This is a genomic window from Kribbella sp. NPDC051936 (assembly GCF_040680955.1).
Taxonomy (GTDB): Bacteria; Actinomycetota; Actinomycetes; order Propionibacteriales; family Kribbellaceae; genus Kribbella.
The window spans coordinates 117,950-140,285 of sequence record NZ_JBFAXS010000013.1 but is presented as its reverse complement, the minus strand read 5'-3'; the positions used below and the strand labels follow the sequence as shown (position 1 = coordinate 140,285).

Annotated in this window: 21 protein-coding genes; 15 read left to right on the top strand and 6 right to left on the bottom strand. The window is 70.8% G+C overall.

Translation table 11 applies throughout. The features are described from left to right. Position 1: 1 nt before the first annotated feature. Complete coding sequence (locus AB0L64_RS38130) at positions 2–1,441, top strand: GuaB1 family IMP dehydrogenase-related protein (protein ID WP_363717843.1); 1,440 nt, start codon at positions 2–4, stop codon at positions 1,439–1,441. A 374-nt stretch (positions 1,442–1,815) separates the two neighbouring features. Then, entirely contained in the window at positions 1,816–2,799 is a 984-nt protein-coding gene (locus AB0L64_RS38125; protein WP_363717842.1) for a LuxR C-terminal-related transcriptional regulator, read from the top strand. Between the two features lie 8 nt (positions 2,800–2,807). Here AB0L64_RS38125 and proS read toward each other — a convergent pair whose 3' ends face one another. Beyond that, complete coding sequence (proS, locus tag AB0L64_RS38120) at positions 2,808–4,220, bottom strand: proline--tRNA ligase (RefSeq protein WP_363717841.1); 1,413 nt, start codon at positions 4,218–4,220, stop codon at positions 2,808–2,810. A 154-nt stretch (positions 4,221–4,374) separates the two neighbouring features. On the opposite strand from proS, the gene AB0L64_RS38115 reads away from it, so the two are divergent. Continuing rightward, positions 4,375–5,388 carry a metallophosphoesterase gene (locus AB0L64_RS38115; RefSeq protein WP_363717840.1) on the top strand — a complete coding sequence of 338 codons (1,014 nt, stop codon included), beginning with the start codon at positions 4,375–4,377 and terminating at the stop codon, positions 5,386–5,388. A gap of 52 nt (positions 5,389–5,440) precedes the next feature. On the opposite strand, the gene AB0L64_RS38110 is transcribed toward AB0L64_RS38115, so the two are convergent. From AB0L64_RS38110 to AB0L64_RS38090, 5 genes are all read right to left on the bottom strand, one after another. Next, positions 5,441–7,657 carry an NADP-dependent isocitrate dehydrogenase gene (locus AB0L64_RS38110; protein ID WP_363717839.1) on the bottom strand — a complete coding sequence of 739 codons (2,217 nt, stop codon included), beginning with the start codon at positions 7,655–7,657 and terminating at the stop codon, positions 5,441–5,443. Positions 7,658–7,719: 62 nt separating this feature from the next. Further along, complete coding sequence (locus AB0L64_RS38105) at positions 7,720–8,382, bottom strand: pentapeptide repeat-containing protein (protein WP_363717838.1); 663 nt, start codon at positions 8,380–8,382, stop codon at positions 7,720–7,722. Positions 8,383–8,521: 139 nt separating this feature from the next. Then, complete coding sequence (locus AB0L64_RS38100; RefSeq protein ID WP_363717837.1) at positions 8,522–9,355, bottom strand: ROK family protein; 834 nt, start codon at positions 9,353–9,355, stop codon at positions 8,522–8,524. Positions 9,356–9,375: 20 nt separating this feature from the next. Beyond that, positions 9,376–10,146 (bottom strand): hypothetical protein, encoded by a 771-nt coding sequence (locus tag AB0L64_RS38095; protein ID WP_363717836.1) that lies wholly within the window; start codon positions 10,144–10,146, stop codon positions 9,376–9,378. Then, positions 10,143–10,664 (bottom strand): SigE family RNA polymerase sigma factor, encoded by a 522-nt coding sequence (locus tag AB0L64_RS38090; protein ID WP_363717835.1) that lies wholly within the window; start codon positions 10,662–10,664, stop codon positions 10,143–10,145. The genes AB0L64_RS38095 and AB0L64_RS38090 overlap by 4 nt, the downstream gene beginning before the upstream one ends. Before the next feature lie 140 nt (positions 10,665–10,804). Here AB0L64_RS38090 and AB0L64_RS38085 point away from each other — a divergent pair, with 140 nt between their 5' ends. From AB0L64_RS38085 to AB0L64_RS38030, 12 genes are all read left to right on the top strand, one after another. After that, complete coding sequence (locus AB0L64_RS38085) at positions 10,805–11,323, top strand: hypothetical protein (protein WP_363717834.1); 519 nt, start codon at positions 10,805–10,807, stop codon at positions 11,321–11,323. A gap of 47 nt (positions 11,324–11,370) precedes the next feature. Beyond that, the gene (locus AB0L64_RS38080; RefSeq protein WP_363717833.1) at positions 11,371–12,060 is read left to right on the top strand and encodes a YcnI family protein; all 690 of its coding nucleotides are present in this window, start codon (positions 11,371–11,373) and stop codon (positions 12,058–12,060) included. Positions 12,061–12,062: 2 nt separating this feature from the next. Further along, on the top strand, positions 12,063–12,569 hold the full coding sequence (locus AB0L64_RS38075) for a copper resistance CopC family protein (RefSeq protein ID WP_363717832.1): 507 nt from the start codon (positions 12,063–12,065) through the stop codon (positions 12,567–12,569). Next, complete coding sequence (locus tag AB0L64_RS38070) at positions 12,569–13,564, top strand: CopD family protein (RefSeq protein WP_363717831.1); 996 nt, start codon at positions 12,569–12,571, stop codon at positions 13,562–13,564. Before AB0L64_RS38075 ends, AB0L64_RS38070 begins: the two co-directional genes overlap by 1 nt. 43 nt (positions 13,565–13,607) lie before the next feature. Beyond that, the gene (locus AB0L64_RS38065; protein WP_363717830.1) at positions 13,608–14,090 is read left to right on the top strand and encodes a MarR family winged helix-turn-helix transcriptional regulator; all 483 of its coding nucleotides are present in this window, start codon (positions 13,608–13,610) and stop codon (positions 14,088–14,090) included. A gap of 219 nt (positions 14,091–14,309) precedes the next feature. Further along, positions 14,310–15,842, top strand: a complete 1,533-nt coding sequence (locus AB0L64_RS38060) for an ABC transporter substrate-binding protein (protein WP_363717829.1) — start codon at positions 14,310–14,312, stop codon at positions 15,840–15,842. Continuing rightward, positions 15,843–16,781, top strand: a complete 939-nt coding sequence (locus tag AB0L64_RS38055; RefSeq protein WP_363717828.1) for an ABC transporter permease — start codon at positions 15,843–15,845, stop codon at positions 16,779–16,781. It begins immediately after the preceding gene. Next, positions 16,778–17,581, top strand: a complete 804-nt coding sequence (locus AB0L64_RS38050) for an ABC transporter permease subunit (protein ID WP_363717827.1) — start codon at positions 16,778–16,780, stop codon at positions 17,579–17,581. The genes AB0L64_RS38055 and AB0L64_RS38050 overlap by 4 nt, the downstream gene beginning before the upstream one ends. Then, entirely contained in the window at positions 17,578–19,212 is a 1,635-nt protein-coding gene (locus AB0L64_RS38045) for an ATP-binding cassette domain-containing protein (protein ID WP_363717826.1), read from the top strand. Before AB0L64_RS38050 ends, AB0L64_RS38045 begins: the two co-directional genes overlap by 4 nt. Further along, entirely contained in the window at positions 19,209–20,294 is a 1,086-nt protein-coding gene (locus AB0L64_RS38040; protein WP_363717825.1) for a pyridoxal-phosphate dependent enzyme, read from the top strand. Before AB0L64_RS38045 ends, AB0L64_RS38040 begins: the two co-directional genes overlap by 4 nt. Then, positions 20,287–21,084, top strand: coding sequence for a DUF364 domain-containing protein (locus AB0L64_RS38035; RefSeq protein WP_363717824.1), 798 nt, complete (start codon positions 20,287–20,289; stop codon positions 21,082–21,084). Before AB0L64_RS38040 ends, AB0L64_RS38035 begins: the two co-directional genes overlap by 8 nt. After that, a complete protein-coding gene (locus AB0L64_RS38030; protein ID WP_363717823.1) occupies positions 21,081–22,298 on the top strand; it encodes an MFS transporter in 1,218 nt (405 codons plus the stop codon). The genes AB0L64_RS38035 and AB0L64_RS38030 overlap by 4 nt, the downstream gene beginning before the upstream one ends. The last annotated feature ends 38 nt before the right edge of the window (positions 22,299–22,336 follow it).

Here is a 22,336-nt window from a genome sequence, read left to right as displayed (position 1 = left end):
CATGCGGTTTCACCATGATCGGGAGCCGGCGGGAGACCTCACTTTCAGTGATGTGTTCCTGGTGCCCAATCGGTCCGGCGTGGCGTCGCGACTGGACGTGGATCTCTCGACCAGCGACGGTACGGGAGCCTCGATTCCGGTCGTGGCGGCGAACATGACCGCGGTGTCGGGGCGGCGGATGGCCGAGACGATCGCGCGCTGCGGCGGCCTCGCGGTGATCCCGCAGGACATCCCGGTCGACGTGGTGTCCGAGGTCGTTGCCTGGATCAAGGAGCGGGACCCGGTCCACGACACCGCGCTGACGCTGCCGCCGACCGGGACCGTCGGCGAGGCGCTGAACCTGCTGCCCAAGCGCAACCACGGCGCGGTGATCGTGGTGGACCAGGGCCGGCCGGTCGGCGTGGTGACCGAGGCCGACTGCTCCGGGGCCGACCGGTTCACCCAGCTCGACGCGGTCATGTCGCGCGAGTTGCTGACGGTGCCCCAGGGGATCGATCCCGAGGCCGCGTTCGAGCTGCTGCACGACGGCCGCCACCGGCTCGCCCCGGTGGTCGATGCCGGCAACCGGATCGTCGGGATCCTCACCCGCCAGCGCGCGCTCCGGGCGACCCTGTACGACCCGGCGCTGGACGGCAACGGCAAGCTCCGGGTGGCCGCCGCGATCGGGATCAACGGCGACGCGGAACAGAAGGCGAAGGCGCTGCTCGAGGTCGGGATCGACGTCCTGGTCGTCGACACCGCCCACGGCCACCAGGAACGGATGCTCGAGGTGGTCGAACAGATCCGTGCCCTCGGGCCGCGGGTGCCGATCGTGGCCGGCAACGTCGTCACCGCCGAAGGTGTCACCGACCTGGTGAACGCCGGCGCGGACATCGTGAAGGTCGGCGTCGGGCCCGGGGCGATGTGCACGACGCGGATGCAGACCGCGGTCGGCCGGCCCCAGTTCTCCGCCGTACTCGAATGTGCGGCCCGCGCGCGGGAGCTCGGCAAGCACGTCTGGGCGGACGGCGGCGTCCGGCATCCGCGCGACGTCGCGCTGGCGCTGGCCGCGGGCGCGTCGAGCGTGATGATCGGGTCCTGGTTCGCCGGCACCTACGAGTCGCCCGGCGACCCGCACCGCGACAGCCAGGGCCGGATCTACAAGGAGAGCTTCGGGATGGCGTCCGCCCGCGCCGTCCGCTCCCGGACTGCCGAGGACTCCGCGTTTCAGCGGGCCCGTAAGGCCATCTTCGAGGAAGGCATCTCGACCGCCCGGATGTACCTGGACCCGGAGCACCCGAGCGTCGAGGACCTGCTGGATTCGATCGTGTCCGGCATCCGGAGTTCGTGCACGTACGTCGGCGCTGCCACCCTGCCCGAGTTCCACGAACGCGCGGTGGTCGGCCTGCAGACGGCCGCCGGGTACGCCGAAGGCAAGCCGCTCGACACCAGCTGGCTGTGATCGTGGACAACGCCCTCATCCCCAGGATGAGATCGCCGGGCGGCCGGAATCATGCCCCGGGCGATGGTGACGGTCGGCCATCGGTGGGACCTTGTAGGCAACAGGGGGAGGAAGGGCACCGGAACCATCCGTCGGGGGGTCGGGGATCTCGCTGGGGGCAGCGGGTCCGATCGACGCGGGGGCTCAACAGTCACCGGTGTCCTGCTCGTGGTCGCGGGTGGTGGCAGAAGGTTCGACCGAGGCTTGGGAGGGCGACTCGGGGGCCTGCATCCCACCACCCGCGACTGCTGTGCGGTGGACGGCCCTTGATCACGTGCGGGTGACGGCGCATAGTCGAGTGATCGATACCGCACTGGTTGTGGGGAGTCGCCGTCGTGGAAGGAGAAAGGGCCGTCCCGCTGCGGGTTGACGCGGAGACGGCGATCATCCTGCGCGAGGCGTACCACAAGATCGAGGCGCTGTTCAGATCCGACCACTACGGTCTGTACGACTACGTCCGGGTGGTGGCCGGCAAGATCGCGCATGTCGACGCGTTCTTCGTCGGCTTCCTCCAGGGCAGCAACCGGGTCCGGTACCCGTACGGCTACGACGACGGCGACTACGTCACCCCGGACACCCACATCTTCGGCCCGGACGGGCAGACGGCCTGGCTGCTCAAGCACCGGCACACCTACCGCTTCGCCTATGACGACGGTGCCGTGCTGCACGCCGGCGTACCGGTCGGCGACCCGGCCCGACGGTCCCGGGACGCGGTCACGGTGCCGATCTTCCGGCCGGCCAAGGACGGGCCCGACCAGTTGTTCGGGCTGCTCTCGATGCAGAGCTACATCCCGAAGTCGTACGACGACAACGCGGTGCGGGCGTTCGAGTGGCTGTGCGAGGTGGTGGAGCGGGTGCTGAGCCGGGAGGGCGAGGACCGGGAGGCGCTGCGCCGTCTGCCCGCGGGCGATGTCGGCCCGAACCTGCTGACGTCCGACCATGTGATGGAGTACCTGACGCACCGGGTCGCGTCGATCCGGGAGATCGCGACCGAGGCGCTGGACGAGTCGGGGCTGGGGGCGCCGGTCCGCACCCATCTGGAGCGGATCGTGGACACCGCCGAGCACATCCAGTCCGAGCTGATCGAGATGCTGATGGAGACCGACGAGGCGCCGGAACGCCGGTTCACCAGCCTCACGAAGGCGCAGCAGGGGGTCGCGCTGCTGCTGGCCGACGGGCTCGACAACGACCAGTTGGCCGCCGAGCTCGGTGTCAGTCTCAACACCGTCAAGACCCACCTCAGCGCGATCCTCCGCAAGTACGGCCTCCGCAGCCGGTCCCAGGTGGCCGACGACGTCCGCAAGTACCTCGCCCGCTAGGACATGCCCTAGTACGAGCGGGCCACGTACGCGACCACACCGGGCTCGTCGTCGCTCAACGGGAGCGCGCCGTCGGCACGCTGCAGGCAACGGACCGTGACGCCGGACTCGGCCAGACGGTCCTCGCCCTCCTCGCCGACCGCGTCGTACGGCAGGGTCGCCCAGCCGGACGCGGCCGCCTCGATCGCCTCGTCCACCGTCGACACAGCCGTGACGCGAGCAGCCCGGCGAGCGGTTGCCTCGGCCAGCAGGTGCGCCTGATCAGCCTCGAGCGCCGACACCACCGCCATCGCGAGCCCGGACAGCTCGACCGCGGTCTTGGCCGAGTCGCGCAGGCGCCGTACGACGGTTGCGGTGCCCGCGGCGAGATCGCGCGGGCCGAGCTCGATACGAACCGGGACGCCCTTCAGCTCCCAGTTCACCGCGCGTCGCCCGAACGGCTGGTCGGTGCGATCGTCCACGCCGACCCGCAGGCCCGCCGCGCTCAGCTCGTCGGCGATCCGCCGGGCGGCGGCGGTCGACTCGTCCTTCACCGCGAGGACGACGACCTGCACCGGAGCGACCGCGGGCGGGACCCGGAGACCGGCGTCGTCGCCGTGCACCATGATCAGTCCGCCGACCATGCGCGTCGTACTGCCCCAGGAGGTCGTCCAGGCGAGCTCGCGCCGGCCTTCGCCCGACAGGTAGCCGATGTCGAAGGCGCGCGCGAAGTTCTGCCCGAGCTCGTGCGAGGTCGCCATCTGCAGCGCCTTGCCGTCGCCGGTCATCGCCTCGAGCGTCATCGTGTTGATCGCGCCCGCGAACCGCTCCCGCCGGGTCTTCCGGCCGGCGACGACCGGGATCGCCAGCACGTTGACCATGACGTCGCGATAGACGTCGGACAGGATCCTGGTCGCGAACACGCGCGCGTCCTCGGCGGAGACATGGGCGGTGTGGCCTTCCTGCCACAGGAACTCCGTCGTCCGCAGGAACAGCCGCGGGCGCAGCTCCCAGCGGACCGCGTTGGCCCACTGGTTCAGCAGCAGGGGCAGGTCGCGGTAGCTCTGCACCCACTTCGCCATGTACTCGCCGATCACGGTTTCCGACGTCGGCCGGATCACCGCGGGCTCCTCGAGCTGCTTGCCGCCGGCGTGCGTCACGACCGCGAGCTCGGGGCTGAAGCCCTCGACGTGCTCGGCCTCGCGCTGCAGGTAGCTCTGCGGGATCAGCAGCGGGAAGTACGCGTTCTGCGCGCCGGTCGCCCTGATCCGGCGATTCATTGCCTCCTGCAACAGTTCCCAGATCCCGTACCCGTACGGTCGCACGACCATGGTCCCCCGGACCGGCCCGTTGTCGGCGAGCTCGGCCTTGGCGATCACGTCCTGGAACCATCGGGGGTAGTCCGTCTCCTGCGACGCGAGAACGGAACGGGAAGCTGTCATGCCGGCCAGTGTAGGAACCCGATCGTGGGCCCGGCCACGCATTTCTGACGGCCGCTCAGCCGAAACTCAGTCGGTGGAATTCACATCGCGGTCCACGGTCGTTCATCGTCGGGCCGAAAAGTTGGCTCGTGTTCCCCGTGGACTTGGAGGAGTTGTGAGAGTACGTCGTACGCCTGTGATCTCCGTCTGCCTGGCGCTGATCGGGCTCGCGGTCGGCGGTCCCGCCGCCGCCGCGGACAGTGGTCCGCAGACCTACACCTTCGCCGTGATCGGCGACATCCCCTACGGCCCGGCGCAGATCGCCCGCTTCCCGGCGGTCGTCGACCAGATCAACGCGGACCGGCCGGTGCAGCTGGTGACGCACCTCGGCGACATCAAGGACGGTTCCTCGGTCTGCAGCGACGAGTACTTCGCGCAGGTGAAGACCCAGTTCGACCGCTTCGCGGATCCGCTCGTCTACACCGTCGGCGACAACGAGTGGACCGACTGCCACCGCGTCAACAACGGCGGTTACAACCCGTTGGAGCGCCTGGCCAGGATTCGCAAGGTGTTCTTCCCCGAACCGGGCCGCACGCTCGGGCGGCACTCGGTCAAGGTCGAGAGCCAGGTCGCGCAGGGCATTCCGGAAGACGTCCGTTTCACCCGGGGCGACGTGGCGTTCGCCGCCCTGCACATCGTTGGCAGCAACAACAGTATGGCGCCGTGGACCGGCCGGACGGCGCCGACGCCGGAGCAGACCGCCGAGGTGCTGAACCGGACGGCGGCGGTCATGCAGAGCATCCGCGACACTTTTGCCCAGGCGCGCGACGAGCACAACAAAGCCGTCGTACTGCTCACCCAGGCCGACATGTTCGACCCGACGGTGACGTCGCCGTCGTTCGCGGACTACTACGCGTTCCAGCCGATCGTGCAGGAGATCGCCCGGGAGGCGGCGAACTTCCGCGGCCCGGTGTACCTGTTCAACGGTGACAGCCACGTCTACAACAGCGACAAGCCGCTCGCGGCCACATCGTCGTGGACGAAGTTCTACGGTGTGACCGCGCCGGTGGACAATCTGTCCCGGATCACCGTTGACGGCTCGACCGGCGACAACGACTACCTCCGCGTCACGATCGACTCCCGTCACCCCGCGGTCCTGAGCTGGACCCGCGTCCCGTTCACCTCCTGAACAAGGCAAAGACGCCCGGTGAGCAGGTCGCCGGGCGTCTTTGCGTACTACGTCACAGCGAAGCGAGCGCGTCGTTCCAGGTCTTGGAGGGACGCATGACGGCGGCTGCCTTCGCGGGGTCGGGCTGGTAGTAGCCGCCGAGGTCGACGGGGGTGCCCTGGACCGCGAGGAGCTCGTCGACGATGGTCTGCTCGTTCGCCGCGAGCGTCTCGGCGAGCGGGGCGAACGCCTTGGCCAGGTCGGCGTCGTCGGTCTGCTGCGCCAGCTCCTGCGCCCAGTACAGCGACAGGTAGAAGTGGCTGCCGCGGTTGTCGATCCCGCCGACGCGACGGGTCGGGGACTTGTCCTCGTTCAGGAACGTGGCGGTGGCCCGGTCGAGCGTGTCGGCCAGGATCTGCGCCCGGGCGTTGCCGGTCGCCTGCGCCAGGTGCTCGAAGCTCGCGGCCAGCGCGAAGAACTCGCCCAGGCTGTCCCAGCGCAGGTAGTTCTCCTTGACCAGCTGCTGCACGTGCTTCGGGGCCGAGCCTCCCGCGCCGGTCTCGAACAGACCGCCACCGGCCATCAGCGGAACGACGGACAGCATCTTCGCGCTGGTGCCGAGCTCGAGGATCGGGAACAGGTCGGTCAGGTAGTCACGCAGCACGTTGCCGGTCACCGAGATGGTGTTCTCGCCGCGGCGGATCCGCTCCAGCGAGAACGTGATCGCGTCCACCGGCGCCAGGATGCGGATGTCCAGGCCCTCGGTGTCGTGGTCGAACAGGTACTTCTGCACCTTGGTGATCAGGTTGGCGTCGTGCGCGCGGGTCTCGTCCAGCCAGAACACCGCCGGGTCGCCCGTCGCCCGGGCCCGGTTGACGGCCAGCTTCACCCAGTCCTGGATCGGGGCGTCCTTGGTCTGGCAGGCGCGGAAGATGTCGCCCGCGGAGACGGCCTGCTCCAGGACGACGGTGCCCGCGGTGTCGACGAGGCGGACGCTGCCGGTGGTCTGGATCTCGAAGGTCTTGTCGTGCGAGCCGTACTCCTCGGCCTTCTGCGCCATCAGGCCGACGTTCGGCACCGAGCCCATGGTGGCCGGGTCGAAGGCGCCGTTGGCGCGGCAGTCGTCGAGGACCGCCTGGTAGATGCCCGAGTAGCTGTGGTCCGGCAGGACCGCGAGGGTGTCGTGCTCCGCGCCGTCCGGGCCCCACATGTGGCCCGACGTCCGGATCATCGCCGGCATCGACGCGTCCACGATCACGTCCGACGGGACGTGCAGGTTGGTGATGCCCTTGTCGGAGTCGACCATCGCCAGCTTCGGGCCGGCCGCGAGCTCGGCGTCGAAGGAGGCCTTGATCGCCGGCCCCTCGGGCAGCGACGCGATGCCGTGCAGGATGCCGCCGAGGCCGTCGTTCGGCGTCAGGCCGGCCTTGGCGAGCACATCGCCGTACTGCGCGAACGTCTCGGGGAAGAACGCCCGGACCACGTGGCCGAAGATGATCGGGTCGGACACCTTCATCATGGTGGCCTTGAGGTGGATCGAGAACAGCACGTCCTCGGCCTTCGCCCGGGCGACCTGCGCGGTGAGGAACTCGCGCAGCGCGGCCACGTGCAGGACGGACGCGTCGACGACCTCACCGGCGAGCACCGGGACGGACTCGCGCAGAATCGTCGTGGTTCCGTCGTCGCCGACCAGCTCGATCCGCAGCGATCCGTCGGACTCGATCACCGCGGACTTCTCGGTGGCCCGGAAGTCGTCGGTGTCCATCGTCGCGACGTTGGTCTTCGACTCGGCGCTCCACGCGCCCATCCGGTGCGGGTGGGTCTTGGCGTAGTTCTTCACCGAGGCGGGGGCGCGGCGGTCGGAGTTGCCCTCGCGCAGCACCGGGTTCACCGCGGAGCCCTTGACCTTGTCGTAGCGGGCCTGGATCTCCCGCTCCTCGTCGGTCTTCGGCTCGTCCGGGTACTCCGGCAGCGCGTAGCCCTGGGACTGCAGCTCGGCGATCGCGGCCTTCAGCTGCGGGATCGAGGCCGAGACGTTCGGCAGCTTGATGATGTTCGCGGCCGGCGTCTTGGCCAGCTCGCCGAGCTCGCCGAGCGCGTCCGCGATCCGCTGGTCGTCCTGGAGGTACTCCGGGAACACCGCCAGGATCCGGCCGGCCAGTGAGATGTCCCGGGTCTCCACGCCGACACCGGCCTGGCCGGCGTACGCCTGGACGACAGGGAGGAACGAGTACGTGGCGAGCGCCGGAGCCTCGTCGGTGTGGGTGTAGATGATCGTCGAGTCAGTCACGGGCCCACCTTATCCGGCGGACGTCGGACTCCTACGTGGGCCGGATCACGCACCGAGGGCAGCTAGCACAGGTCGTCCGGGTGCGCCAACGTGATCCCGGCGGCGACGGTCACCGCGCTCGTGAAGGCCAGCGTGTCGATCGGGGACGCCGCCGCCACGGTCGCCCCGGCCAGCGAGGCGAGGCCCTTGGCGCCGTCCCAGGTGCAGTCGACGAACGCCGCCTTGGCCGCCTTGACCTGGGAGAACTCCACACCGGCCAGGTCACAGCCCCGGAACACGGCGCCGGTCAGGTCGGCGGACACGAAGTCGGCGTTCTGCAGCCGGCAGTCGGTGAGCTCGACCTTGACGAACTTCGCGAACCGGAACGACGCGAAGTCCAGCACGGTGTCGCGGATCGTCACGTGCTGCAGCACCGCGCCCGGACCGGCGAACCCGATCATCCGGGCGCCGGCGATCGCGACCCGGGTCAGCGCCGCGTCGGACCAGCGGGAGTTCGCCAGGTCGCACTGGGTGAGCTCGGTGTCGACCAGGATCAGCTTCTCCAGATCCGAACCGGCCAACTTGCTCCGGGTGAAGCGGCAGCCGTGGATCTCGACGTGCTCGGCCTCCAGATCGCTCAGGTCCACATCTTCCAGCCCGAGATCGAGCAGTCGCTCCTCGTCCTCGATCTCGTCGGGCAGGCCGGACTCGAGCTGGGCACGGACGCGGGGCGCGGCGATCTTCACGGTCCCGACCGTAGCCGGGGTCACCGACAGGTGGCGGACCTGCGCCACTCACCAAGCGCCGGGCACGCGGCCTGGCTCACGCTCAGGCGGCGTCGTGGTGAGGCCATCAGTCGAGGTTGGTGAGTGGCGCAGGTCCGCCTCAGGAGCGCAGGTAGTGCGCGGCGGCGCCGATCAGGGCGGAGTGTTCGGTGTCCTTGGTCGCCGAGGCCGGGAAGTCGAGAGCCGATGTCACCAGGTCGAAGGCGCCCGAGATCGAGCCGCCCAGGACTGTGTGAGTTACCCCGAAACGCTCCAGCCAGGGCCTCAGCGCGTCCGCGAGGTCGGTGAACGCGGCGCGCAGGACGGCGAGAGCGGTGGAGTCGCCGGCGCGGGCCTGGTCGGCGATCTCCTTGACGCCGGGGGCCTCGCGGCCGGTGCTCTCGGCGTAGCGGCGCAGGATCGCGCGGGCGGAGATCGAGTCCTCCAGCGGCTTCCCGGCGTACGACGTCTTGTACAGCTCACCGCCCGGCGGGACCGTGTCGCCCTCGCGGACCACCTGGCCGTCGGCGAGGAACGCCGTACCGATGCCGGTGCCGATCGTGACGCCGACGCAGCGTGCGGCGCCGCGGACCTCGCCCGCGGTCCACTCGCCGACCGCGAACGCCTCCGCGTCGTTCACGAACAGCAGCCGGTCGATCCCCAGCTCCTCGCTCAGGGCGGCGCCGAGGTTGAACCCGTACAGCCGGTCGAACTTGCCCTGCCCGCGGTACCACGCGACGCCGGTGGCGAAGTCGAACGGACCGGGCAGCGCGATCGCCAGACCGGTTGCCAGCGGCAACTTCCGGGCCGCGTCCGCGAGCTGCGCGACCACCGCCTCGGCGGCCGCCCGGGACTCGAGCTCGGCCCGGTCCACCTCGGTCACGTCCCACGTTCCGGGCGCCACCACGGCCGCCGTGACGTGGCTTCCCCCGATCTCCAGCACAGCTACGTCCATCCGCACATCATCGCAGCAGGTCAGTACTCCGCCCGGAACACCTGCTTCCCGGCGCGGTCGTACATGCTGATGTAGATCGGGTCGGCGTTGCCGTTCCTGATGTCGGCGGTGTACACGCGGTGCACCCAGTACCCGTCCTTCATCGTGGCGTCCGCGTGCTGTCCGAGGCCGGCGAACGCGATCCGGGTGACTCCCTCCGGCACCCGGCCCGCGTAGCTGTAGACGACGCCCATACAGGCCGCGAAATCGGGCCGCTCGACCTTCGTCGGACCGCACGCCTGACTCCAGTACCGCTGGATTTGGTAGGCGCGGGTGATGATGCCGGTATTGAGCAGGGTCGCCCCGAAGCCGCCCAACTGGTGGCCGCGGATCGGTACGCCGGCCACGCAGTACGCGTACTGCGATCCGTCGGGCGACCGGCGGACCGTGATCGTGCCGTCGGCATCGCTCGCCTCCACGACCTTGTCGGTCCACCCGCTGCTGACCTGCCGGCGCCAGGCGCCGTCGTTCGCGGTCCGGAAGAAGTCGTCGGACTTCGCGCACAGATCGGTGACGGCGGCGGGAGCGGGCTCGCTGGGCGTCGTCGCCGGTTGTGGCTGCGTGGTGATCCGGCCGACCAGTACCGCGGCGACCACGGCGGTCGCCGCGGTGACGGCCGTCGCAGCGGTCAGAGTCGCGCGACGGACCCGGGTCCGGTGCCGGCCGGCGGCGACCAATTCCGTGACGTCCGGCGCGAACGACGTACCGCGCTCGGTGGCCCGGTCCAGCAGGGTCTTCAGGTCGTTCGTCATCTTGTCCCCACAAACTCGGAGAGCTCGGCCAAGGACGGGTGTTCGCGCAGTTTGTCCAGAGCGCGCAGCGTTTGGCTCTTCACGGTTCCGGGGCGGCAGTCGAGCGCGATGGCGGTCTCCTCGACGGACAGCTCGTCGAAGTACCGCAGGACGACGCAGGCGCGCTGGCGGGGCGGCAGCTCGGCGAGCGCCTTGGTGATCACCAGCCGGTTCTCGACGACGCCCAGCGCGTCGGCGTCCGCCTCGTTGGCGAAGTACTCGTCGCCTCCGACGACCTCCTGGCTGGACTTGCGGCGGAGCCCGTCGAGAGTGGTGGAGACGACCACCTTCCGCGCGTACGCACCGGTCGCGCCCTTGCGCTGGATGCGGCCCCAGATCCGGTACAGCCGGATCAGTGCCTCCTGGGTCGCGTCCTCGGCCCGGCGCCAGTCCCCGCACAGAAGGTAAGCGGTCCGGCACAGAGAGTTGGCGTGGTGGGTCACGAACTCGACATAGTCCTGCTCCGTCTCCGGTCTCACCCGCGACTCTCCCCAGTCATGCCGGGTCAAACGTGGTGGGGTACACGTTCGGTTGCACGACGACGGCACTCTTTTCAGTGCTTGAGCACTGAGGGAACGCCCGCGCCCTCCCGACCGTACAGTGACTGCGAGGGGATGAGATGCCGACCGAGAGCAGGACGACGTCCGTGGTCGCGGCGCTGAGCGTCGCGGTGGCGGTGGTCGGTCATGCCCTGGTCGGGGGCGGCGGCGTGCCGCTGGGCGTCGTGCCTCCGTTGGCCGCGCTGGCCGGTGTCTGCTGGCTGCTGGGTGAGTATCTGGCAGGCGAGCGGTTGCTGACCGGCCTGGTGCTCGGCGGGGTGCAGCTGTTCGTCCACGTCACGCTGGACTCGGTGACCATGCACCACGGCATGTCTCTCGCGACCAGCGTGCTGATGACCGCGGCGCATCTCGCCGCGCTGCTGGCGGGCGTTCTCGCGATCGGCCGGGCGCACAGCTGGCTCCATCGGGTACGGCGGCTGTTCGCGCGCCTGCTGCCCGAACTGCCGGTGCTCCGCCCGGTACGGCGGCTCGCGGCGGAACACGTTTTCTTCGCGGCTTGGACGCCGGGCGGGTCCACGCTCGGCACGAGCCTGTCCGGGCGCGGGCCTCCCGGCGTACGAGGCATCGCAGCTGCCTGAACCGGCCGACCGTGCCGGACTACTCGTATGCCCCGAAAGGTTCTCTCATGCCCAGGAGATTCGCCCTGCGTGCCGCCGCGATCGGCGCGGCGTCCGCACTCGTCGTGATCGGCGCCGCGAGTTCGGCGTCGGCCCACGTCTCGGTGTCGTCGCCGGACGCCAAGCCCGGCGGGTACGCCAAGCTCGTGTTCCGCGTGCCGACCGAGTCCGACGACACCAGCACCACGAAACTCGTCGTCTCACTGCCCACGGACCATCCGTTCGCGCACGTCGGTGCACAGGTGAAGGACGGGTGGAAGGTGGAGAAGAAGGAGACGGAACTGCCCGCGGCGGTGAAGGTCGGGGACGTCACGCTGACCAAGGCGATCACCATGGTCACCTGGACCGCGACCGCGGGCGGGATCCCGGCGAACGACTTCGACGAGTTCGCGCTGTCGGTCGGCAAGCTGCCCGAGGGGGTGGACTCGCTGAGCTTCCCGGCGGAGCAGACCTACAGCGACGGCGAGGTGGTGAAGTGGGCCGACGTCGCGAAGGACGGCGCCGACGAGCCCGAGCACCCGGCGCCGGTGCTGAAGCTGACCGCGGCGGTGACGCCGGTCGCGGCGACGACGTCGACCGATTCCTCCGACACCGTCGCGCGCTGGCTGGGCGTCGGCGGACTGGTGGTCGGGCTACTCGGTCTCGCCTTCGGACTCCGGTCCCGCCGGCCCGTGGCGGTCGCAGGGGAGAAGCAGTAGCCGTGCGCCGACTGATCGCAATACTCGTCGCGTCGCTGGTCGCGCTGGTGGTCTCCACCGGCGTGGCGGCGGCGCACGCCAAGCTCGAGTCGATGACGCCGACCGACGGTTCGTCGATGGCCGCGCCGCCGACGAAGGTGGTGCTGACCTTCAGCGAACCGGTCGGCGCCGCCGGGACGCAGGTCCAGGTGAAGTCGCCGGGCGGCACGAACGTCGCGACCGGCGACGTCCAGGTGGTCGACAACACGGTCACCCAACCGGTGGGCGCGATGATCGAGGCCGGCAAATACACGGTCGAGGCCCGCGTGGTCTCGGCCGACGGTCACCCGATCACGGTCGCCGGGTCCTTCACGGTCACGCACGCCGGTCACCCGGCGACCCAGCCGGCCGGGGCCCCGACCCAGGCCGAGGGGAACTCCAGTGTCGTGACGATCGTCGCCATGTGCCTGGTGATGCTCGTCGTCGTGGCGCTGGCCGTCGTCATCGTCCGCCGCCGCCCGGCCGCCTGATGGAGGTCAGGCGTCCCCGGCTGCTCGTCCTGGCGATGGTTGCCGCAGGCATCGGTGTGATGCTGGTCGCGCTGCTCGCCGCCGGCGGTGCCCCGGGGAAGCCGGCCGACGGGCTGCTCGGCGCGTCGCTCGGTGTGTCCTGGGCGGTTCCGGTCCTGCGGTTCCTCGCGGACGCGGCCGCGGTGGCGACCGGCGGGGCCGTGGTGGCGGTGATCCTCTTCCTGCCGGCGAAGGACGGGCAGCTCGGCGCCAAGGCGATCCGCGCCTGTCAGGACGCCGCGCTGGCCGCCGGGATCTGGGCGGTCGCGAGCATCGGCGGCCTGGTCGCGACCGCGACGGTGATTCTCGGCATCCCGCTGTCCCACCTCGCCGAGCACGCCGAACCGGCCGGCCAGCTGAGCCAGGTCCGTGCGCTCGCGGCGGCCGTCGTGCTCACCGCCGTACTCGCCGTCGTCCTCAGCGGCACCAAGACGCTCCGCACCGCGCGGCTGGCCGCCGTACTCACGATCGCGGCTCTGACCGGCCCCTTGCTCACCGGTCACGGCGCGCTCGACCGCACCGACCTGTGGTCCGTCCTCGCGACAACCTCGCTCGTCGTCCACGTCGTCGCCGCGACCGCGTGGATCGGCGGTCTGGGTGCCGTGCTGCGTTACACCCGCTCGCGCGAGGCCGTCGAGATCTTCAGCACGCTCGCCCTCGTGTGCGCGGCGACGATGGGGGTCACCGGGCTCCTCACCGCCGAGATCCACCTCGACGGACGGCAGAGCGGCTGGGGCCTGGTCACGCAGTGGGTGACGACCGGGTACGGCGCGCTGGTGTTCGCGAAGGCCGTCGCGTTCGCGATCCTCGTGACGATCGGCTGGTGGCACCGCCGTACGACGCTGCCCGAGCTCACCGCCGGCAACCCGGCCGCGTTCCGCCGGCTGGCCGCGGTCGAGCTCCTCGTCATGGCCGGCACCGTCGGCCTCGCCGTTGCTCTCTCGCGCACTCCCTAGCGCGAGTCGATGACATGTCAACTTTTGTCCGTACAATGGGCAGATGGTGGAACCGCGGTGGCTCGGCGAGCAGGAGGCCGCACTCTGGCAGTCGTACCGCGACACGCATCGTGAACTGATGCGTGCCCTCGAGGCGCGGATGATCACGAACTCGGGACTGTCCGGCGCCGACTACGCCCTGCTGCACCCGCTGTCCGAGGCCGAGGACGGCGTGCTGCGCACCCGCGACCTCGGCCGGTCCGTCGGCTGGGAACGCAGCCGCCTGTCGCACCAGGTCAGCCGGATGGAGAAGCGCGGCCTGGTCTGCCGTGAGGAGTGCACCTCCGACGCCCGCGGGTCGATGGTCCGCCTCACCCCGCTCGGCCGCAAGGCGATCGATTCCGCGGCCCCCGACCACGTCGCCGCCGTTCGTACCTACTTCTTCGACCACCTCACCGCTGAGGAACAGACCCAGCTCGCCATCCTCCTGGACCGCGTCGCCGCCGGCATCCCCAGGACCTGCGTCACCCCGGACTGCGACGAGTAGGCGGGACCGAAGGACAGGACGTAGTGCCCTTTGCCGACCGTTTGGCTCGGCGGCAGAGCGCGCGCGTGCACCGGTCGGGCGGACACCTCCTGTCCGTCGGGGCCGGTGACACGCCGTTACGGTGGGCGGGTTCCGGCATGCCCCCGGAAGAATGATCGCGTCGGGTTCGGATGCGCGCTGGATTTGACAATCGTTTTCACTAAGGTGAGGATGTGGCGCGTGTCCGAGGCTTTGGGTAGGCGTGGGTTCCTGGGGATGGCCGGGGGTGCCGGGCTGGCGGCGATCGCCGGCTGCGGGGCGGACGGCGGTGCGGCGGCGCAGCCCAAGCAGGGCGGGCGGCTACGCGCTGTGTACGCCGGGGGCGGGGCGAAGGAGGTGCTCGACCCGCACGTGCAGAGCCTGTTCGTGGACATAGCGCGGCACAAGGCGATCTACGAGAAGCTCGTCGAGCTCGGGCCCGATCTGCGGCCGGTGGGCCGGCTGGCGTCGACGTGGGAGCACGACGCCACGGCGACCACCTGGCGGTTCAGGCTGCGGGACGCGACGTTCCACGACGGCGCCAAGCTGGTCGCGGACGACGTGCTGTACAGCTTGAGCCGGATCGTGGATCCGGCCGTGCCGGAGCGGGTCGCGCAGTCCTCGCTCGCGACGCTGGATCTCAAGCGCAGCAAGGCGATCGGCCCTTCCACGGTCGAGCTGGTGCTGAAGCAGCCGAACGCGGAGTTCCCCGCGTTGCTGGCCGGCATCGGCACGCAGATCGTGCGGGACGGCTTCAAGGATCCGGCCAAGCCCATCGGCACGGGTGCTTTTCGGCACGTGTCGTTCGAGGCCGGGCGCTCGCTGGTCGCCTCGCGGTACGACGGGTACTGGGACGAGCCCGCGCGGATCGAGGAGCTGCACATCCTGTCCGCGGACTCCGAGGCGCGGGCGACCGCCGTCCAGGGCGGGCAGGCGGAGTACGCCAACGAGATGACCGCGACGTTCGCGCGCACCGCGGAGGCCGGGAAGACGGTCCGCATCGTGGCGTCGAAGGCCAGCACGATGCAGGCGTTCGTGATGAAGGTCGACCGGCCGCCGTTCGACAACCCCGACGTACGGCTGGCGTTCAAGCTGGTGGCGGACCGGCAGCGGCTGGTCGACGTGGTGCTCGCCGGGCGCGGCGAGGTGGGGAACGACCTGTTCGGCAAGGGATATCAGTACTACCCGGCCGACCTGCCGCAGCTCGAGCGGGACGTCGACCGCGCGAAGTCGCTGCTCGCGAAGGCCGGGCTGGCGGGCAAGGAAGTCGAGATCTTCACCGCGGACGCGTCGGCCGGGTTCGTCGAGGCGGCGACGCTGTTCGCTGAGCAGGTCGCGGAGGCCGGTGTCCGGCTCAAGGTGACCACCGGGAGCCCGCAGACCTACGCCAAGGACCTGCTCACGAAGGGTGCCATCGGCAACCACCGGTCCGGCGCGATGCCGATCCCGCAGTACGTCACCGACCGGCTGCTGTCACACTCGCCGTTCAACGTGACGCACTGGCGGCGGCCCGCGTTCGATGCGGCGTTCGCGGCGGCGCGGGCGGTCACGTCCGAGGCAGAGCGGTCGGCGAAGTACGGCGTACTGCAGAAGACGGTGCGCGACGAGGGCGGGATCCTCGCGTGGGGTCTGCCGGACTACCTGATCGCGGTGTCGGCCAAGGTCCAGGGCGTGCAGGCGGTGCCGCCGAACACGCTGGACCAGGGCCGGTTCGACAAGGTGTGGCTGGCCTGAATGCGGTCCTACGCCGTCCAGCGGGCAGGGCTCGCGGTCGTGCAGCTGGCCGTGCTGTCCGTGCTGGTGTTCGTGCTGACCTCGTTGCTGCCGGGGGATGCGGCGGAGATGCGGTTCACCGAGACGCTGACGCCGTCGCAGGTCGCTGCGCTCCGGGCCGAGCTCGGCCTCGACCAGCCTCCGGCCGAGCGGTTCGTGCACTGGCTGGGGGACGTGCTGACGGGTGATCTCGGGACGTCACTGATCAGCGGGGGACCGGTGGCCGACATCGTGCGGGACTCGATCGGTGCGACGCTCGTGCTCACGCTGACGACACTCGCGGTCGTCGTACCGCTGGCCGTTGCCCTCGGCCTCGTGATGGGCACACGCGAGAACGGGCGCCTGGACCGGGCGATCACGTCCGTCACGCTGGCGTTGTCGGCGATCCCGGACTTCGTGATCGCGGTGGTCCTGGTCGCGGTGTTCGCGCTGAAACTCGGGTGGTTGCCCGCGACCTGGGTCGGCGGGGATCTCCTGGCGTCGCCGGCTCTGCTGATCCTGCCGGTCGGGGTGCTCCTCGGCCGGACGGTCTGCCTGTTGTCGCGTCAGGTCCGGGCGGGGACGGTCGCGGCCTTGAACGCCGAGTACGTGACCCAGGCCCGGCGGTTGGGCATCCCACGGCGTCAGCTGCTGCTGCGCCATGTCCTGCCCAACGCGGCGGTTCCCGGCGTACAGGAGCTGGCGCGGACCGGTGACACGCTGCTCGGCGGAGTGCTGGTGGTCGAGGCGATCTTCGCGATCCCGGGCTTCGCGACGGCGCTCGTGGACGGTGTGGAGACGCGGGACGTCCCGACGGTGCAGGGCCTGACGCTTGTGCTGGCCGTCGCCGCGCTGCTCATCAACCTCGGTGCGGACCTCGTCTGCAACCGGCTCGTACCCCGGACGGAGGCGCTCCGATGAGCGTGCTGCGCGGGGCCGCGGGATGGGTGGCGGTCGCGCTGTGTGCGGTGCCGTTGGCGGTGGCTGTGGTGGGGCCGTTCCTGCCGTACGACGCACGCGCTGGGCTGCCCTACTCGTCCGAAGGCTTGCTGGGGACGGACGGGCTGGGGCGCGACGTGCTGGGGTTGTTGCTGGTCGGTGGGCGGACGGCGCTGGGGATGGCGTTCGGCGCGGTGGTGCTGGCGTACCTCGTGGGCGGGCTGGTCGGCCTGACGGCCGCGTCGACCCGGCACCGCTGGTTGGACGAGGGGATGATGCGGCCCCTCGACGTCCTGCTGCCGCTTCCGTCGTTGCTGGTGATCAGCGTGGTCGCCGTCGGCTGGCAGGCGTCCGCGCCGGCGATCACGGTGGCCGTCGCCATGGTGAACGTGCCGACCGTCGCGCGGCTGGTCCGGGCAGCGGCCTTGGACGCAGCCAGCGGACCGGTGGTCGAGGCGCTCCGGATGCAGCGGGAGTCGTGGTTCACGATCCAGCTCGGGTACGTCGGACGCTCGGTGCTCGGGCCGGTCGCGGCCGATCTCGGCACGCGGATCACGCTCGCGGTGTTCCTCGTCGCCTCGGTCAACTTCCTCGGCCTCGGCCTGAGCCCGACCGCGCCCGACTGGGCGGTCAGTGTGTCCCGCAACCGCGAGGGCCTGCTCCTCCAGCCCTGGTCGGTGCTCGCCCCCGCGCTCCTGCTCGTCTCGTTCACGCTCGGCTTCAATCTCCTCGCCGACCGCCTCGTCCACCGTTCCCGTCGTCTTGTCGGGAGCCCCGCATGAGCCGCGACCCGCAGACGACCGAGCCGCTGGTGGGTGAGCCCGGCGCGGTCGAGCCTCGCGAGGCCGAGCCGCACGGGGAGTCGGCGGCCGGCGAAGCGTTGGTGCGGGTGGTTGGGCTTTCTGCGGTTGCCGGGGTGGGGGTGTTGGTGGACGCGGTGTCGTTCGAGGTTGTGGCGGGGGAGGTGACGGCGCTGGTCGGGGCGTCCGGATCGGGGAAGACGACCTCGGCGCTGGCGTTGCTCGGGGAACATGGCGACGGGGTTCGGCTGGGCGGGCGGGTCGAGGTCGGCGGGCGCGTGGTTGTCGATGGCAACGGCGTGACCGCCGCCGCGGCGGCGGTGCGCGGCCGAGTGGTTGCCTACATGCCGCAGCACCCGGGAAGCGCGCTCAACCCGGCGCGGAGGATCGGCGCGACGTTGCGGGAGCTGGCGAAGCTGCACGGCGGCGATGCCGAGGAGGCTGTCCGCCAGGCGCAGCTACCCGGCGATGACGCCGTCCTCAAACGTTTTCCGCATCAGTTCTCCGGCGGTCAGCGGCAGCGCGTGGCGCTCGCGCAGACGCTCACCTGCCGCCCTGAGGTGCTCGTGCTCGACGAGCCGAGCACCGGCCTCGACTCGGTCACCCGGCTGCAGCTCGTCCACGAGCTGAGGGAGCTCACGGCCGCCGGTCTCGGCATCTTGCTGCTCAGTCACGATCTCGACCTGGTCCGTGCGCTCGCCACCCGCGTGGTCGTCCTCGACGCCGGTCAAGTGGTCGCCGCTGGCAGCACCGACGTACTTCCGCCCGCGCCGGACCTGGACACCCCGGGAACCACCACGGCGGGCAAACCGTTGCTAACGGCAATGAACCTGAAAGCCTCGCTGCGTCCGCGCGGCCGTGACGTCGTCCTGCACGGGGCCGATCTGTCCGTCCGCGCCGGCGCCTGCCTCGGCATCGTCGGGCGTTCCGGCAGCGGCAAGACCACGGTGGCGCGCTGCCTGGCCGGACTGCACGAGCGCTACACCGGCAGCATCCTGCTCGGCGACCAGCCGCTGCCGGTCCTGCGCAAGCGCACCCGCGACCAGCACCGCCGCGTCCAGTACGTCTGGCAGGAGGTCCGCGGCTCCTTCGACGAACGCCGTCCCGTCGACCAGCAGGTCGCCCGTACGGCGCAACGCCTGCGTGGACTCGCGCCGGACCGGGCCCACGCCGAGGCCGCCGCCACGCTCGCCCGGCTCGGCGTCGCCGCGATCACCGCCGCCCGTCCGCCGAGCCGTCTGTCCGGCGGCGAGCTGCAACGGGCCGCCCTCGCGCGTGCAGTGCTCGCGCACCCCGACGTCCTGATCTGCGACGAGATCACCACCGCCCTCGACGACCTCGGTACGGAGCTGGTCCTCGACCTCCTGACCGAGCTCAAGCAGCGCGGTACGGCGCTGATCTGGATCGGTCACGACCTGCGGCTGGTCGCGGCCGTCGCCGACCGGGTGATGGTCCTCGACGCCGGCCGCGTGGTCGAGCAGGGACCGCCCGAAACCCTCACCACCGAACCCCGCCACGCCCTGACCCGCCGACTCGTCGCGGCTGCCCGGATCGGTCACCCCTCATCTCCGCCCGTGCCATCCATCGACACAAGGAGCGAACCGCGCCGATGACGCGACTGCACGACCACCTGGCGGAGGCCATCAAGGATCCCGATCCGATCCGGGTCAGTTCCGCCGCGGGCGACGACCTGATCTGCCTGCGGTTCGAGACCATGAAGGTGTACTCCGCGCTCGGCGCCGTACGCCATCTCCTGGAGACCGGGCGGGTCCGGCCCGGCGACACGCTGATCGACAGTTCGAGCGGGATCTACGCGCACGCGCTCGCGCTCGCCTGCCACCGGTACGGGATGAAGTGCCACATCGTCGGCTCGACCACGGTCGACCGGACGCTGAGGATCCAGCTCGAGATCCTCGGTGCGACCGTCGAGCAGGTGCCGTCGTCGAACAACCTGCAGCTCGACCAGAACCTCCGGGTCCGGCGGATCGGCGAGATCCTCCGCGACAACCCGTCGTACCACTGGATGCGGCAGTACCACGACGACATCCACTATCTCGGGTACGGGGCGGTCGCGGACCTCGTGGCGCGGCTGGTGCCGGCGGGTCCGCTGTGCCTGGTCGGCGGCGTCGGGACCGGAGCGTCGACCGGCGCGATCGCGGCGTACCTGCGCGAGCGCGGGCGGGACGTGAACCTGGTCGGCGTGCAGCCGTTCGGCAGCGTCACGTTCGGGGCCGGGCACACGCAGGACCCGGAAATGATCATCGCCGGGATCGGCAGCTCGATCGAGTTCCGGAACGTGCGGCACGAGCTGTACGACCGGCTGCACTGGGTCTCGTTCGACTACGCGATGTCGGCGGCGGTCGACCTGCTCCGCACGTCCGGCGTTTTCGCGGGACTTTCCGCCGGTGCGGCGTACCTGTCGGCGTTGTGGGAGCACAACTGCGACCGCGGGCGGAAACACGTTTTCCTGGCCGCGGACACCGGGACGCGGTACGTCGAGTCCGCGTTCGCGCGGCACGCCGAGGCGCGGCCGCTGGCGTCGCTGCGGCCGCGCGAGATCGACTCGCTGGACGAGCTCGCGGTGCCATGGTCGGCGATGTCCTGGGACCGCCGGGAGTCCGCGCAGGCCCGGCGCGAGGAGTGCACCACAAACCCGAAAGGCTGGCCGATCTCCCATGACCGCTCACGTGGCTGATCTCATCGCTTCCGTTCTGGCCGGATCGCGTGGTCCTGCACCCGCAGAGTTCGACGTCACCAGTGCGTTCTGGCTGCACCACACCACCCGGCTGCCCGGCGCCGACGTCACCTACCGGAACTACTACGTGCTGCTGCGAGTGGGCGAGGTCTTCGGTGCCTGCTCCTTCGAGGCCGGCGAGCTCGACCCGGCGTACTGCGCCGACACCTCCGGCCGCACGCTCGCCGACGTACTCTCGTCCGACGATCCGCTCCCGGTCCGCATCGCGGCGCTGGACGCGTACCTGGCCGCGGTCGAGCCGCACCACACCTCGCCGTACGCCGAGGAGGTCGTCCTCCCCGCCGGTACGCCGGATGTCCGCGCCCGCGCCCGCGACGCCGCCGTCGCCGGACTGCTCGACGTTGCCGAAGGCACCAAGGTCGCGCTGATCGGCGTCGTCAATCCGCTCGTAGACGCGATCACCGAGCGCGGCGGCAGCTGTCTGCCGTGCGACTTCAATCTTCGGGAAACCGCGTCCGGCCTGCCCGTTTCCCGTGACATGGCCGAGGTGGTCGACGCCGCCGACGCGGTCGTCGCCACCGGGATGACGCTGTCCAACGGCAGCTTCGACCTTCTCCTGACTCGTTGCCGTGAGCAATCGAGGCCGCTCGCGGTCTACGCTCAGACCGGCAGCGCCGTGGCCCGCGCGTTCCTCGGTGCGGGCGTCACCGCGCTGTCGGCGGAACCCTTCCCCTTCTCCCAGTTCAGCTCCCGCCCGAGCAGCCTCTATCGCTACAGGACGGACACATGACACAGACCCAGCCGGTCACCACCGAGGTGCCGGGCGACCTCCGGATGGCCAAGCGGCTGTGGCCGTTCCTGCTGGCCTCGACGGTGAGCCTGGTCCCGTTCACGGTGTTCGGGATGTACCTGGTGCCGATCGCGGACGCCGCCGGCGGGAGCGTGGCGGAGATCGGCGGCCTGCGCGGGCTCGGCGGGCTGGCGGCATTGGCGGTCGGGGTCCTGCTCGCCCCGCTGATGGACCGGGCGCCGCGCGAGCTGGTCGCGGCCGGCGGCCTGGCTCTGCTCGGTGTCTCCGCGGCATTGGGGGCTGTGGGCAACGTCTTCGCGCTGGCCGCGTTCTGCCTGCTGATCGGCGCCTCGACCTCGATCCTCGCACCGTCGATCGGCGCCGCCGCGGCCGACCGTTTCAGGCCGCCGGCCGCGGCCGGTCGCGCGGCGACGCTGGTTTCCGCGACGACCTCGGCGATGGCGATGCTGGCGGCTCCGGTCCTGGCCGGGCCCGGGCTGGTCTGGGGCTGGCGCGGCAACCTGCTGGCGGCCTCGGCGATCTCGCTCACCCTGTCGGCGGCCTTCTTCTGGCGCGGGCGCGGCCGGAAGGCGCCGATCACCGGCGAGGAGCGGGTGAGCTATCTGGCGACGTACCGCGAGCTCGCCCGGGTCCCGGGTGCCCTGCCGCTGCTGGCCGTGGCGATGCTGAGGACGGCCGCCTTCATGGGCTACTTGGCGTACCTGGCCGCGTTCTACGACGAGAAGTTCGACCTCCCGCCCGGCTGGTTCGCGCTGGTCTGGTCGCTGAGCGGCGCGTCGTTCTTCCTCGGCAACCTGCTCGCCGGCCGGTACCTGGCGACCTCACGTCCGTGGATCGCGCCCGAGCGGCTGCTCCTCGCGGGGATCACCGTCGCGCTGATCGCGGTGTCGGCGTTCTACTTCTCGCCGTCGCTCCCACTCACCTTGCTGCTGACCGCGGTCATGGGCGCCAGTCACGCGACGGTGGCGGCCTGCGTCACGACCTTGCTGGTGCACCGCAGCGGTGCGCTGCGCGGTTCCGCCCTCAGCGTCAACGCGGCCGGGATGAGTCTCGGCACGTTTCTCGGCGCCGCGATCGGCGGCCTCGGCCTGGGCCTCGGCGGCTACCCCGGTACGGCGATCACGTTCGCCGCGATCACACTCGCCGCGGTGGGGTGCGCACTGCGCGTGCAGCGCCGGAGGATCGCCGGGTAGGGGCTGGTTCCGGGATGAATCGGGGTCCTCACCGAGCC